Annotated in this window: 9 protein-coding genes; all 9 read right to left on the bottom strand. The window is 52.9% G+C overall.

The genetic code is table 11. The features are described from left to right. Positions 1–120 precede the first annotated feature (120 nt). Positions 121–846: a DUF6064 family protein gene (locus L215_RS0105010; RefSeq protein WP_025883792.1), complete on the bottom strand. Its 726-nt coding sequence runs from the start codon at positions 844–846 to the stop codon at positions 121–123. Positions 847–861: 15 nt separating this feature from the next. After that, complete coding sequence (locus L215_RS0105005) at positions 862–1,353, bottom strand: threonine/serine exporter family protein (RefSeq protein ID WP_025883794.1); 492 nt, start codon at positions 1,351–1,353, stop codon at positions 862–864. After that, positions 1,353–2,129 carry a threonine/serine exporter family protein gene (locus tag L215_RS0105000; RefSeq protein ID WP_025883795.1) on the bottom strand — a complete coding sequence of 259 codons (777 nt, stop codon included), beginning with the start codon at positions 2,127–2,129 and terminating at the stop codon, positions 1,353–1,355. The genes L215_RS0105005 and L215_RS0105000 overlap by 1 nt, the downstream gene beginning before the upstream one ends. 199 nt (positions 2,130–2,328) lie before the next feature. After that, positions 2,329–2,757: a Fur family transcriptional regulator gene (locus L215_RS0104995; RefSeq protein ID WP_027451438.1), complete on the bottom strand. Its 429-nt coding sequence runs from the start codon at positions 2,755–2,757 to the stop codon at positions 2,329–2,331. 378 nt (positions 2,758–3,135) lie between these two features. Continuing rightward, positions 3,136–5,055, bottom strand: coding sequence for a molecular chaperone DnaK (gene dnaK / locus L215_RS0104990; protein ID WP_025883797.1), 1,920 nt, complete (start codon positions 5,053–5,055; stop codon positions 3,136–3,138). Positions 5,056–5,737: 682 nt separating this feature from the next. Then, on the bottom strand, positions 5,738–8,209 hold the full coding sequence (locus tag L215_RS0104985; protein ID WP_027451437.1) for a TonB-dependent receptor: 2,472 nt from the start codon (positions 8,207–8,209) through the stop codon (positions 5,738–5,740). Between the two features lie 730 nt (positions 8,210–8,939). After that, positions 8,940–11,180 (bottom strand): fimbrial protein, encoded by a 2,241-nt coding sequence (locus L215_RS0104980; protein WP_027451436.1) that lies wholly within the window; start codon positions 11,178–11,180, stop codon positions 8,940–8,942. A gap of 1 nt (position 11,181) precedes the next feature. Next, positions 11,182–12,645, bottom strand: coding sequence for a DUF4906 domain-containing protein (locus L215_RS0104975; protein ID WP_027451435.1), 1,464 nt, complete (start codon positions 12,643–12,645; stop codon positions 11,182–11,184). A 50-nt stretch (positions 12,646–12,695) separates the two neighbouring features. Further along, a complete protein-coding gene (locus L215_RS0104970; RefSeq protein ID WP_161634285.1) occupies positions 12,696–13,715 on the bottom strand; it encodes a FimB/Mfa2 family fimbrial subunit in 1,020 nt (339 codons plus the stop codon). Position 13,716: the final 1 nt, after the last annotated feature.

The following is a 13,716-nucleotide window of genomic DNA, read 5'->3' as shown; positions in this document are numbered from 1 at the left end:
GAAGGAAGCTCTGGTGACTCCTTGCCACCATCACCCCGAACAAAAGTAATAAAAAAACTGACACCCTGCACTAGAGATCTTCTCGTCTCAACTCTGCAAATCTAGTCAGAGGAGAGCTCCTCAGTCTTGAGATATCTGCGCAAAGAGCGCCCAGCAGAGAGCGATGCAGACCCCGATGCAGACGAGGATCAGGAGCGCATTGATGTACTTCGCCTGCGGCTTCGAGTCTTGATGCAGATCTAGAGCGAAGTACTCGCGGAAGAAGATGTACAGCGCTGGTATCGCCGTGAGTACTAGGATGAAGTCCTCGGGGATTCCGAAGAACCAAGTCTTCGTCACTCCCACCATAGCCCAGTTGAGGAGGAGTAGGACGATAAAGATATTGACCCGACTTGTGAAGAGTAGCAGCAGTCCGATCGTGTAGATAGCCACCGTGCAGGGCATCACTGGCGTGGTGATGTAGGGGAAGGAGAGCCCTCTCGTGATTGACGCTAGAGGGTACATCAGCGGGAGCAGGAGTACGAAGATGCCAAAGGGCTTGAACTTGTCTCTGAGGGCAAACAGCGTGTCGTCCTCCACAAGATCCTTAACCCACGCTAGAGCCAGTATGCCCCAGTATATGCTAAGTAGAATGGAGTAGCTACGCTCTGCACAGTAGATGGCGTAGTATGCTACAGCGATCCATACATATAGGAGTATCAGATAGGACTTAGCGATGATCGTACTGCTACGTGATGGGCGCTTGACCAGGAGGTACAGAACCACAACGGCAGCGATGACTAGGAGTATCTGTATCGGCCAGGTCGCCGCATTGTACTGGGCGATTGTATTCCAAAAGGTATTCATAGTAGAGCTCAGAGCCTAATGTTTCTTACGAGTTAGAGAGAAGGTGCGCTTAGGAAAGAGTAGGATAGGAAGTGTAGCCCCCGCCGCTAGGACGAAGATGACCGTGACGGCTACGATAGTATTGAAGAAAAACATCTCCATATACTTCTGCTGTCCCTCCACGCTGTCTAGATTTTGCAGAAACATGATCTGCGCGAAGAACATATTGTACGCATATTTCCCAGGGATCATCGGCAGGAGCGCTGGGATCGAGAGGACCGTGATAGGCGTCTGTATACGTTTCCCCAGCCAAAGCGCCCCAAAGCCTATCGTCAGCGAAGCGCAGAGCGAGCCGATGGCGATATTGATGCCACACACCGTCATCAGGACGAAGCGTAGTGCATGTCCCACGGCTGCTAGTATAGCGATACTGCGATAAGCCCTCATCGGAGGGTCAGAGATAGCTCCAAAGCCCATCGCAGCCACCGCTGCAAAGAGCCCATCTAGTAGGATATCTACAATCAGCATCATAGCAAGCTACTCCTAAAGATAAAGAGCGTGATCGAAAAGCCCCACCCGATACAGCCTATCAGCAGGAAAGCCTCCACAAGCCTGGAGAAGCCCGTCTGTATGTACCCCTCCACGATGTCTATCACACCATTGATGAGTGGCACCCCAGGCACTAGATAGAGCACACTCGTCGTCAGGGCGATCTCACTGTCTGTGTTGAAGATCAGCGAGATGCTTGTGCAGAGTGATGCTACAAAGGCTGACACCATAAAGGCTATATAGTGGTTGACATGCTCCTGGATCAACTTCTGCTTGCAGATGAAGCCCACGACGGTAGCCCAAAAGACGATCCCCATAGCTGGTAGATCACCTCCGAAGAGTCGGCAAAACGAAGCATTTGCTAGCCCCACCAAGATCAATACGAATAGCGGGTGTGTACGCGGCGCAGCTAGTATCTGCTCATACCGCTCATGCACCTCCTCTAGGGATAGCTGCTCATCGACCACCTCCCAGCTCAAGGCGCTCAGGCGGGCATTGTGCTCGAAGCTGATGGGTAGCGGGGGGATTGCGCCCCCGATGGCAAAGTGTGTATTACTCTGAGGATCGTACAGCTTGATCAGTACGCCTTTCTGCACCATCATCGTTACGACGGTATAGCCGTAGCGCTCGCCTATACGCTGCGTACAGCGCACGACACGAGAGGTGTGCACGCCACATCCCATCATATGTGTCGCGTAGGCTGAGAGAAAGGTTCCGACAGCTTTCAGACTATTACCGTGAAAATCGTTTTCCATAGTCGTTCTTCTCTGAGAGTTGGTTGAAGCGTCTTCAGCAGTAGCTCACCTGACTCTGTAATGTGTGTGTCTGTTCCCCTTGCGTCACGCCCCAGTTCGGAGCCAGTATGACGAACAGCCGATGAGCCTAGACGCTGGGCTACAAAGGTACGAATTTAGAGATTAGGGGTTAGAATTTAGAGATTAGAGGTTAGAGACCTTATGAGCGCTTGTTCTGACAGTGAGGGCAGATGCCCTTGATGACGAAGGATATGGCGTGGGCGCTGTAGCCCTTGGGCAGGCGTAGCGGAGGCACCTCGAGCATTTCCATACAGTAGGAGTGCTGGCACCGCTCGCAGTAAAAGTGTATGTGCTCATCCTCGCCGAGACAGACGCCATCGCTGGCGCAGAGCTCATAGTTGCACACGCCTCGCCCGTCCTCAAAGGCGTGGACGATGTCGTGCGCCAGAAAGAGCGTCAGCACCCTTGAGATGCTCGACTTGTCCATCGGGTAGAGTGTCGTCTCCAATTCGTTGAGACTCATCGGTTGCGTCGCGGCCATCAAGGCGCGCAGCACCAAGATGCGGTTTGCTGTGGTCCGTACTCCTTTTTGCTTGAAGTACTCTGCTAAGTTATCGTGCCTCGTCATCGCTTAGAAGCTTTTGCTGTGAAGATCCATCACCCCAAAGGTACGAAATTAGAGGTTAGAGATTAGAAGTTAGAGATTAGAGATTAGAAGTTAGAGATTAGAAGTTAGAAATCAGAGGTTAGAGATTAGAAGTTAGAGATTAGAAGTTAGAAATCAGAGGTTAGAGATTAGAGAGGGGGGGGGAGGGAACTATTCGGAAATTCCGGATAGTTCAATAACTGGAGCAGACACTTAGTCTACTCTTTCCTCTAACCTCTAATCTCTTCCCTCTAACCTCTAACTTCTAATCTCTAACTTCTAATCTCTAGCCTCTAACAAAACAAGCGGGTGAGCCAACCATCGTTGACCCACCCGCTTGTTTAGTAAGGGGATTGGAGATTACTTGATCTCCTCAAAGTCTGCGTCAGCTACATCGCCCGAGTCGTTGCCCTTTGCAGAGGCATTGTCATTAGGCTGTGCGCTAGCACCTGGCTGAGGCCCAGCCTGCTGCTGTGCATTGGCCTGATTGTACATCTGCTCGGTGGCTGCGTGGAAGGCCGTGTTCAGCTCCTCCATAGCCTTGTCGATAGCGGGGATATCCTCCGCCTTGTGCGCCTTGCGCAGATCCTCCAGAGCAGCCTCGATTGGAGCCTTCTTGTCAGCAGGGATCTTGTCGCCGAGCTCCTTGAGCTGCTTCTCCGTTGAGAAGATCATGCTGTCTGCCTGGTTGAGCTTGTCAATACGAGCCTTAGCCTCTTCGTCAGCCTTAGCATTTGCCTCAGCCTCCTGCTTCATACGCTTGATCTCGTCATCGCTCAGACCGCTCGAAGCCTCGATGCGGATGTTTTGCTGCTTGCCTGTAGCCTTGTCGACAGCTGTGACGTTGAGGATACCATTCGCATCAATGTCAAAGGTAACCTCGATCTGCGGCGTCTGACGAGGTGCTGGTGCGATACCATCTAGGTTAAAGCGACCGATACTCTTATTATCCTTCGCTAGCGAACGCTCACCCTGTAGGACGTGGATCTCTACAGAAGGCTGGTTGTCCACAGCTGTGGTAAAGATCTGACTCTTCTTCGTTGGGATCGTCGTGTTCGCATCGATCAGGCGAGTCATCACACCACCCATCGTCTCTAGACCGAGAGATAGCGGAGTCACATCAAGGAGTAGGACATCCTTTACCTCACCCGTCAGGACAGCACCCTGGATAGCAGCACCGCAGGCGACTACCTCGTCGGGGTTCACACCCTTAGAAGGCTCTTGGTTAAAGATCTTCTTGACGATCTCCTGGATAGCGGGGATACGTGTCGAGCCACCCACGAGGATCACCTCATTGATGTCGCTTGCCGTGAGCCCTGCATCTTTGAGCGCCTGATTACAAGGCTCCACACAAGCGTGGATCAGCTTGTCAGCCAGCTGCTCAAACTTAGCACGAGTCAGCGTACGAACGAGGTGCTTAGCGATACCATCTACAGGGATCAGGTACGGTAGGTTGATCTCCGTCGATGTCGAGCTAGAGAGCTCTATCTTAGCACGCTCAGCAGCATCCTTGAGACGCTGGAGTGCCATATTGTCCTTGCGGGGGTCGACGCCCTCGTCCTTCATAAACTCCTCAGCGAGCCAGTCAATGATCACATGGTCAAAGTCGTCACCACCGAGGTGCGTATCACCATTTGTGGACTTCACCTCAAAGACTCCGTCGCCGAGCTCTAGGATGGAGATATCAAACGTACCACCACCGAGGTCGAAGACAGCGATCTTCATATCGGAGCCCTTCTTGTCAAGGCCGTAAGCTAGCGAAGCTGCCGTAGGCTCGTTGACGATACGGCGTACCTTGAGTCCAGCGATCTCACCAGCCTCCTTGGTCGCCTGACGCTGTGAGTCGTTGAAGTAAGCAGGCACCGTGATTACCGCGTCGGTAACCTCTGTGCCAAGGTAGTCCTCGGCCGTCTTCTTCATCTTCTGAAGGATCATCGCCGAGATCTCCTGAGGCGTGTAGAGACGTCCGTCGATGTCTACACGGGGCGTGTTGTTGTCACCCTTGACTACCTTAAAGGGAACACGCTCAGCCTCCTTTTCTACCTGATCATAAGTCTCGCCCATGAAGCGCTTGATCGAGTAGATCGTGTTCGTCGGATTCGTGATAGCCTGACGCTTTGCGGGGTCACCCACCTTGCGCTCACCGCCCTCTACGAATGCTACTACTGAGGGAGTCGTCATACGTCCCTCGCTGTTGGGGATGACCTTGCTCTCGCCACCCTCCAGGACTGCTACACATGAATTTGTAGTTCCTAAGTCTATACCAATTATCTTACCCATAGTATTGTGTTGTTTGTTGATTTCTGATTTGTTAATGTGTCTGTCGGCTGACCTGGACCATCCGTAGGTCAGACGCTTACATCACATAGGTATCAAACATTGTGCCACGACGCAATCACTTGCGACATTATGTCAAAGTGCCACCAAGTCCAAATGAGACGAGTAGCCCGTTGTCGAACGATCTTAATGATGCAGCCGTTAACAAAAACGACCGCTTGCGGTCGGACGCTTCGTAGCCCCCAGTCGGAGGAGCGAAGTTCCGAACGACTGGGGGGAGGAGTGCCACACGAAGCAAGCGACCTCCCCGGTGTGGGAGGTCGGACTGGGACTGTGTCTTCGCTTAGTCCGACCCACAAGGGGTCGACCTGCTACCACATTCGCCTATCCATCGGTCGTTCGGGGCTTTGCCCCTCCGACCGACGGCTACGATGCGTCGGACCTCTCACGAGGTCCTTTTTACGGGGTGGCTGTCGGTCGTGCGTCCGTTGTGTCAAAGCGAGACGTGTAACGATGATACGTGTAGCCCTTTGTAGGGATGCACGGATACTATCGAGCCGGAGGGCGTTCGTTGTAGAACGGCAAGGCAAGTATTGATATCGTCTCCTTTAACGGGGACGGACGCACGACCGTGCGTCCCTACAAATCGTTACACGTCCGCCTCGCTGCGTCTTTACCATTCTGGTTAGAAGCGGACGATGAGCGAGGCGTCGTACTGGCGTCCCGTCAGGTAGTTGGGCACGGCGTATTGGTTGCGGTAAGCGTCCGAGAGCCAGTAGTAAGAGCCGATGTTGGTCATGTCAAAGAGGTTGAAGACATTCACCCCGACCGAGACCTTGCTGAGCGCTTGTAGCCAGCGCCACGCACCAGGCTGTGCAGTCTCGCGATCCCACAGCGTGTACTGCATGCCGATGTCGACTCGCTTGTAAGGCTTGCCACGGAAGAGTGGGCGACCGAATCCCTCGGCGGCGTTGAGCTGAGGGAGTCCTCCCGTCAGCACACCTCGCAAGCTGAGCGTGATCCGCTTGTAGCCGGGGAAGTAGTCCTGGAAGAAGAGCGACAAATTGTAGTCCGGCACGTGTGGTAGTGGCATCTCGCCATACCCCTCGATGGTCTGCCGGCCACGCATCAGCGAGGCTGTGAACCACGAGTCTACGTCTGGGACAAATTCCCCAAAGAGCTTGACATCTAGCCCCACGATGTAGCCCGTGCCGAGGTTTTGACCTAGGTAGCGCTGCTTGACATTGTCCACATAGTAGGGATTGATCCGAAAGAGATGCTTGTAGTAGCCCTCGGCGGTAAGGCGAAACTTGCGATCCGCCACGAGGAAGTTGTAGTCCACACCGACCAAGGCTTGTGCCGATCCTTGCGAACGCACCTGATCGTTGAGCAGTACCGACTGATTGCCCATGGCGTCAGCCTCGATGATGCGTATCTCCTTGTAAAAGGGGCTCTGGTAGTATAGTCCTCCAGCTGCTCTGACCAAGAGGTCGGACAGTTCTTTCGGTCGCCACGAAGCGACCAAGCGAGGCGAGAAGTCTGCCTTCTTATTGAACGACCAGAAACTCCCCCGCACGCCGGCCGTCAGATTATAACGCCCCGAAGAGGTCTGCCACTGCATCTCATCCTGCAGATAGAGCGAGGCACGTGCCGAGCGCAGCGAGACGTTGGAGTAAAGGTTGCTCTGCATCTTGATTAGCTCTGGATCGCGTGGCAGGTTGTAGCCCGCCGAGTCAAGCTTGACCCACTCTGATATGTAGTCCGCTATCTGCTCCCCCCGTAGCTCCGCACCCCACATGAGACGATGCGTCTCGCTGAGGCGCTGGTTGCCACTGTAAGCGAGTGCGGCGACCGAGTAGCGGAGCAGGTTGCGGGCATGCTCATGATTGACACCCGTGGCGAGGAGCTCCTGCTTATCCGATCCAGTCGTCGGGTCAGCCTCCTTCTGTAGATAGTAAGCGCCCGTTATATCGTAGCTCTCCCGCTCGTTGCTGTTGTAGAGGCTCAGGTCCAGCCTGTGCGCCCCTTGACTGCTGGGGCGCCAGTGTAGCGTCAAGGCACCAAAGAGTGTGGAGAAGCGATCTCGCTCCTGCCCATCGAAGTAGACGGTAAAGTGCTTCGCATTTTGCAGAGAGCCGACGGTCGTCTCGCGCTGCTGTGGACGAAAGCGGTACTGCGTCCAGGAGTAGTAGCCGATGCCCTCGATGCGCCAGCGATCATTGAAGGTGTAGGTCAGATAGGTCTGCGCATCCGCATAGAAGGGGTTGTACTCCCCACGGGTCTCCATCTTCGAGAGCAGCAGCTGCGTGGTGCGCGTTCGGATGCCCGTGACATGGGTAAAGCGCCCATGCTTGCCCCCCACGTAGAGACTATTATTCATCAAGCCAAGGGTGACAGCGCCCTCCAACTTCGTGGGACGTTTATATTGTATGTCTAGGACCGAGGAGAGTCGGTCGCCATAGTGCGCATCGAAGGCTCCCGCCGAAAAGTAAACCCGCTCCACCAGATCAGTATTGACAAAGCTCAAGCCCTCCTGCTCGGCTGAGCGTACCAATAGCGGACGGTAAACCTCGATACCGTTGACGTAGACGAGGTTCTCATCGAAGCTCCCCCCACGTACATTGTACTGCGTGCTCAGCTCGTTGTGCTGCGTGACCCCCGCATAGGTAGCCACCATCGACTCGATGCTACGTGTCGGCGAAGCCTCCATGGCGAGCGTCTGAGTCGTGATCCGCTCCATACTCGGCGGCCGCGCCTCGCCTCGCACGGTCACCGTGCCGAGGTTGATCGCATTCTCGCCCAGCATCGGGTTAAAGTGCATGTCTCGTGAGATCCCCTGCGGGTACACTTGACGCACCGTCTGATAACCGATGGAGCTGTAGGTGACCACCACGCTGTCGGTCGTCGGGGCCAGCTCCAAGCGGTAAGCGCCCGTCAGGTCGCTCCAGGTGCCGATGCTCGTACCCTCGACACGTACCGAGGCAAACTCAATCGGCTCACGGTCACGATCTAAGACGTACCCTGTGAGTGCCACACGGTGAGGCGTCGCGACAGCCATCGTGTCGGTCGCCTGACCTGTCGTTTGACCGTGCAGAGCCAGCGCGCATCCCTGCAATAGGACGCAGAGCAGTAAGACGATGTAGTGAAGTGATCTCATCGCTTACAAAGGTAGACAAAAGTCGCAAGCTATGAGCCATGCTTGTCGTCCGTTGTGTCAAAGGTTACAGCGACCGTTGTGTCAAAGCGATCCGTGTAACGATGATACGTGTAGCGATGATACGTGTAACCCTTTGTAGGGACGCACGGCTCGTGCGTCCGTTGTAGAACGACTAGACGAGTATTGATCCCGTAACCTTTAACGGGGACGCACGGCGAGTGTCTAGCCGGAGGGCGTCCGTTGTGTCAAAGCGATACGTGTAACGATGATACGTGTAGCAAAATGTAGGGACGCACGGTCGTGCGTCCGTTGTGTCAAAGGTTACAGCGTCCGTTGTGTCAAAGCGATACGTGTAACGATGATACGTGTAGCGAAATGTAGGGACGCACGGTCGTGCGTCCGTTGTGTCAAAGGTTACAACGTCGTGGTTTTGACGGGGACGGACGCTCGACCGAGCGTCCCTACAAAGGGCTATACGTAAGCTATGCGCTATGAATAGGGGGCGCAAACTGTCGGGACGAAACGATCCCAAGGGCGGGACGAACAAATCCCAAGCGGGTCGGAACGAAAGCTTCCCATCAGTTTGGAACAGCATCTTCAGGGAAAATGAGGCTCCCGGGGAGAGCTTGTCCTGACATATAGCAGAGGCGGTGCCACCCCACGCTGGGGAGACACCGCCTCACTGTATCTATTTCGTGTAGCCTCGCTCGGAGACTAACGATCTAGGCGACTACTTGTCACTGAAGAGACGTACGGGAAATCGTCTTGGAGTCGTTGAGTTCTTTGGTTTATTGCCGAAGACGTTCATAAATGTAGAGCAATCCCTATTTGTCAATAGAGCTGTTGTAACTCTCGATTTTACTTGATCATCTGTAATCTTCTTACCTTGATTGTTGTAATCAACGCTGACAGAAGAGATTATTATGGCTTGCTCGCCGATCTTTAATGGTTCATCTCCATCTTTTCTCCCTAGAGCATAGAAGCGACGAGTGGCATCATTTTCATTGTTGTTGTTCCAAAACTCCTCTTTAGCAATGCCATCTACGCCACCATTCCAGTTGGGACCTAAATAGCGGGTTGTAACCTTATAGTAAGAGGTGACAGCTCCAGTAGTTATGGGTGTCCAGTCACCCACCCACTCATAGCGGTATGCTGTGACAAGCATATTATTATAACCTTCGTCCATCTTCTTGAGGCGCAGACCATAGGAGACTTTCTTTGCTATATCTGTACGGTAGTCAGAGGTGACACGAACTGTACCGCTTTTTCCTCCAACTAGGTAGGCCCAACAAGGCATAACAACCAAACAAGAGGCATTGTCTACAGCTCTAGCATTTTCCCCGACACTGTAGTAGGAATAACCCGTGGAGGGGTTGTTGAATTGGGGAAAGATACTATTGAGCTCAAAACCATAGTCTGGGAGGTGATACTTCTTACCATCGATGGTTACTTGCTTGTGCTCTTTTTGGAAGCCGAGCGCATAGAAGTATCCTACATTGTTGAAGTCAGCATCGTCTGTAGCAAACTTAAAATCCTCGCCTTCAGTATGAGGTGCTAGAGAGTGCGCTGTGACATACTCTAGGGGCATCTTGATACGACCATGCTTGATGGTGACGTTCTTGACTGTTGCTCCTGAGTAGTTCTTGGCAACAAGAGGTATCTCTTGGAACTCAGGCTTTGCTGGCTTGCCATCCTTAACGAGTGGAACAAAGTCTGTCATAGCAGGGATTGAGAGCTTGTAGCTGTGCGAGATCTTGCCCGTCTTAGGATCTGTCGTTGGATTACCTAGATCTGTAAGTGTAGCATTCATCGTGTTGTCAAAGCCCTCAGCAAAAGCTAGTGTGCCTGGCTCGATGTATCCTCCTACAGTGATGGTTACATCACTGGCTCCTTTAGTTGTCGTGTAGATGTCTTCGGGAGAATTGATTAGGTAGGGCGTCATGTAGGGAGCATTGGAGATCTGAGCTGAGAAGTCTACGTAAAAGGGTTTGAGGATGTCGTCTTCTGCGTAGTTAATCCCTTTCTCGCTATCGTTCCAATCTATGACCTTGATAGTGTACTGGAACTGACCGAACTTCTTTGTCGGGTCGTCTGGCTCGTGTGCACCGCCCACATCATGTAGGATGATGTTGTAGAGGTGGTTGCGCTTGATGACGAAGTTCTCTAGACGGACAGTCTCGGGCTTGAGTGGCTTGCCCTTGTAGGTAGCCTCGATGGTAAAGAAAGTCTCGTTGCGCACGTCGGTCTCGTAGCCGTAGATGGTTGCCTTAAGGGTGTTACTCTCAAAGAGTGAGCCGTCGTAGACCTTAGCATTCTCCGTAGCCTCAATGCCGTCCATCTTGCCAACCTGAGCGAAGAGGTGAGACTGAATACGGCGCTTGCCGAAGGTTACCTTCTGGATCTCCAACCCATCGATGGTGTTGTAGATATCAAATCGGGCAGCGACACGTACCAGTTTGATAGCTCCTAGATCGGTAGATTTCTTGGATTGGACAGTCACATTCTTACGATCTGAGGTCATCAAGAAGCTTGAGGCTTGATTGTCCTCACCTGGAGTCTGGGTTGCAACAAGCATCCCTAGATCCTCGGGAGTTGAGGGACCAGCCATCAGCTTGGCTACAAGGTCAGCGTCTGGGTTAGCAACGAGGAAGAAGTAAAACTCGCCACTCTTCTCATTGTCAAACTCAAACTTACCATTAGTTAAATCCGTACACTTGACCGTCTTGTGGTGTAGACCTGATGAAGTTTTGTAGACGACGGCATAGAGGCTTTCTATCTTGCGCTCACGCTCTAGTGCTGGCGTGGGGCGTGTCGTGTTTTCGTCACCGGCAGCACGAAGTGAAGACTCAATGGTGAATCTTACGGTATTGCCTGCTCCCTCGTCCATCTTGAGTCCCGTCTCTCTACTACAAGAGAGGAGAGCGAGTGACAGCATCAGGAGGGCTGCTATATAGTTTATGGTATGTCTCATATTACTTCTTATAGTCTGGGTTTGTATAATCCTTATCGTAAACGACTGTTAGAATACACTTAACATCAGGTGCTGCATCGCTTGAGATTGCAAACTGTGCTACACGTTTAGAGGTGCGGTCCGTTGGATTTTTCTTGTTCGTCGTATCAATTTTAAGTTTATCTCGACCATCTAAATCTTTGATTTGGGCAAATTCCATAGTCTGTGCATCCTCGTTGATAGGCTCTACAGTATAGCCTGTATGCTCCTTAAAGCGGTTTAGTAGTTTGAATTTATAGTCGTCTATATCTGCTGTATAGAGAGTGTGGTTTAGATAGTCGTACTTAGCTAGTTTTGTCTCAAAGAACTCAATAAGTTCCACATCCAAGACTGGCATGTGGTGATTGAGGAGGACTGTATTCCATGGCGTATCCTCGATGGAGAAGACGAGCTTGCTGCCTGGCTCCAGGGGAGAGTTGTCACCGAGAATGATTCGGTAGAGATAGTTTCTCTTGATATTGACAGGCGTGTAGGTAGCACTCGTGCGAGTGAAGGGGATGAGGTACTTGACTTCCTTGCCGTTGGCGAGCTTGCCCTCGACGATGATTGTCGTGGCATTAGCCTTGTCAGCCTCATTTTCTGGCTGGGGACCCTCGTAGAGGTAGAAGGCTTTCTTGAGTTCCTTACCCTCAGCACCTGCGATACCGGTGAAGGGATCGGGTAGTGGAGCAAAGCCTGCACTCATTGTTACCTTCTGAGCACCCGCAGGAGCCTGATAAGTGGGCTCACCTGCCGCATCCTTCGTGGGGAAGGTAGTGGTGCGGTCGTAGGTGTTCTCGACGTAAAGCTTGGTGATGGTTAGGTTAGGCACGTGGTTCGATACATCGACACGAGCTACGGCACGAGTCAGGACGACTGTGGTTCCCTTGTTGGTACCCGTCAGGGCAATCAGCTCGGTATTCCCCTGCTTAGCTACGCCAGACATAGGGATGGTGTAGTCGGGATCGGTGCCTGTGAGGATGTCCTTTGAGGTTCCGTTCGCAGTAAGTCGCTTGGTCATCAGGAGCTTCTCAAAGTCGGCACGGCTCATGCCCACAGTGACGCCATCTATCTCATCGTTGGCGACAAAGAGGAAGCGGCTGGTCGTACCAACCTGATTCTCGGCAAACTCTTTCGTATAGCTGTACTCAGCATCTGCCGTCTGCTGAAGCTTTTCCATGTCGATGTTGTCAATGCTGAGGAGCTTGGAGCCGTCAGCGTTGAACTGATACATGGTTAGTGACTTGACCGTCCACTCAGGCTGATCATGGATTGCTGAGCGGTAGGTGACAGGCTCTCCTTGCGGCATCTGCAGCGTGAAGGTGAGCGAGGGCTTGCCCTCTGTGAGGGTTGGCTCTTCGGCTCCCGTACTCCTATTACAGCCTACGAGCAGTGTGAGCATCGAGGCGAGTAAGAGTAGAGGTGCGATTGCAATTGTCTTTTTCATACTCTAGTTTGTTATTGATTTCGTTATTTGTGCTAATTGATAGTGTGCGGTTACTGCGTGACTGTGCCACCGGGCACCCAGTCTGCAACGCTTCCACTGAAGTAGGGGAATAGGGTGACGCTGCCATCATCATTGATGCGTAGTAAGATGCGGTAGATCTGCTCGGGTCTCTGGTCTGGTATCCAGCCAAAGGAGCGGAAGGCGCGTGTCAAGTCTATCGGCTTGGTGATCGCCTGGTCGCCGTGCCACACCTGAATGGTGGGGATGCGGTCGTTGAGATAGCGTAGCGAGATGAAGCTGCCCTCTAGCGTGTGATTAAAGAGCTTGGGCTGCTCCTCGAGCTGTATGAGTTGTGGCGCATGTAGCGGGAAGTCGTGCGTGACCTGCATTTCAGCGTTGATCGGCAGATGGAGGTTCGACTTCGCTGGGTCGAGGCTGTACTGCTCCGTCAACTCTGAGAGGCGTACGGTGTAGCCATCGGCATAGGGCGGTACAGACTCCCAGATGACGCTATAGTAAAGGTGCGTATGTATATTGGCGAGATCACAGATGTAGTGATCGTTGGCACCTGGCTGTATGTCGATCGTCTTATAGTTCCAGAAGAGCTGATCACCCTGCGGAGCATAACGTCCATCAGCGAGCTTGCGCAGCGTGAGCGTCATGTCAGACAGATTGCTTCCTCTAGCTAGAGGATCAAGTAGCGTGTGCTCCTCAGTGGCATTACCCACGGTGAGGATCGTGTAGCGACCCACGGGCAGTCCCGATAGGGAGAGCGTCTGGGGCGTGGAGGGGCTCTGTGGCACCTCTCTGAGTAGGTTGCCGTGAGCGTCATAGAGGAAGTGCCTCATCTGCTGCACCTCAGTAGGATACTCGTCCACATTGTGGCGCACGTAGCGATACTCGAGCGTGACCTTGCTACAGCATATGTCGCGCGGGTCTTGCGGTACACAGCTAGTCAGCAACACTCCGCAGAGGAGTAGCAGACTGAGTACGGCACTTTGGTATAGTGTCCCAGAGGGTCGCTTAGCCAAGCTGTGGAAAGGGGGCTTCCCTTGCATTATACTCATCATA

It is taken from the genome of Porphyromonas uenonis DSM 23387 = JCM 13868 (assembly GCF_000482365.1).
Lineage (GTDB): Bacteria > Bacteroidota > Bacteroidia > Bacteroidales > Porphyromonadaceae > Porphyromonas > Porphyromonas uenonis.
Note: the sequence above shows the minus strand (reverse complement) of the source record. Positions and strands in the feature narration are given on the sequence as shown.

Bases quoted from the DNA above. Each gene is read 5' to 3' on its own strand.
- L215_RS0105005 (WP_025883794.1), bottom strand. From the start codon at position 1,353: ATGCTGATTGTAGATATCCTACTAGATGGGCTCTTTGCAGCGGTGGCT.
- L215_RS0105000 (WP_025883795.1), bottom strand. From the start codon at position 2,129: ATGGAAAACGATTTTCACGGTAATAGTCTGAAAGCTGTCGGAACCTTT.
- L215_RS0104970 (WP_161634285.1), bottom strand. From the start codon at position 13,715: ATGATGAGTATAATGCAAGGGAAGCCCCCTTTCCACAGCTTGGCTAAG.
- L215_RS0104985 (WP_027451437.1), bottom strand. From the start codon at position 8,209: ATGAGATCACTTCACTACATCGTCTTACTGCTCTGCGTCCTATTGCAG.
- L215_RS0104980 (WP_027451436.1), bottom strand. From the start codon at position 11,180: ATGAGACATACCATAAACTATATAGCAGCCCTCCTGATGCTGTCACTC.
- L215_RS0104975 (WP_027451435.1), bottom strand. From the start codon at position 12,645: ATGAAAAAGACAATTGCAATCGCACCTCTACTCTTACTCGCCTCGATG.
- dnaK (WP_025883797.1), bottom strand. From the start codon at position 5,055: ATGGGTAAGATAATTGGTATAGACTTAGGAACTACAAATTCATGTGTA.
- L215_RS0104995 (WP_027451438.1), bottom strand. From the start codon at position 2,757: ATGACGAGGCACGATAACTTAGCAGAGTACTTCAAGCAAAAAGGAGTA.
- L215_RS0105010 (WP_025883792.1), bottom strand. From the start codon at position 846: ATGAATACCTTTTGGAATACAATCGCCCAGTACAATGCGGCGACCTGG.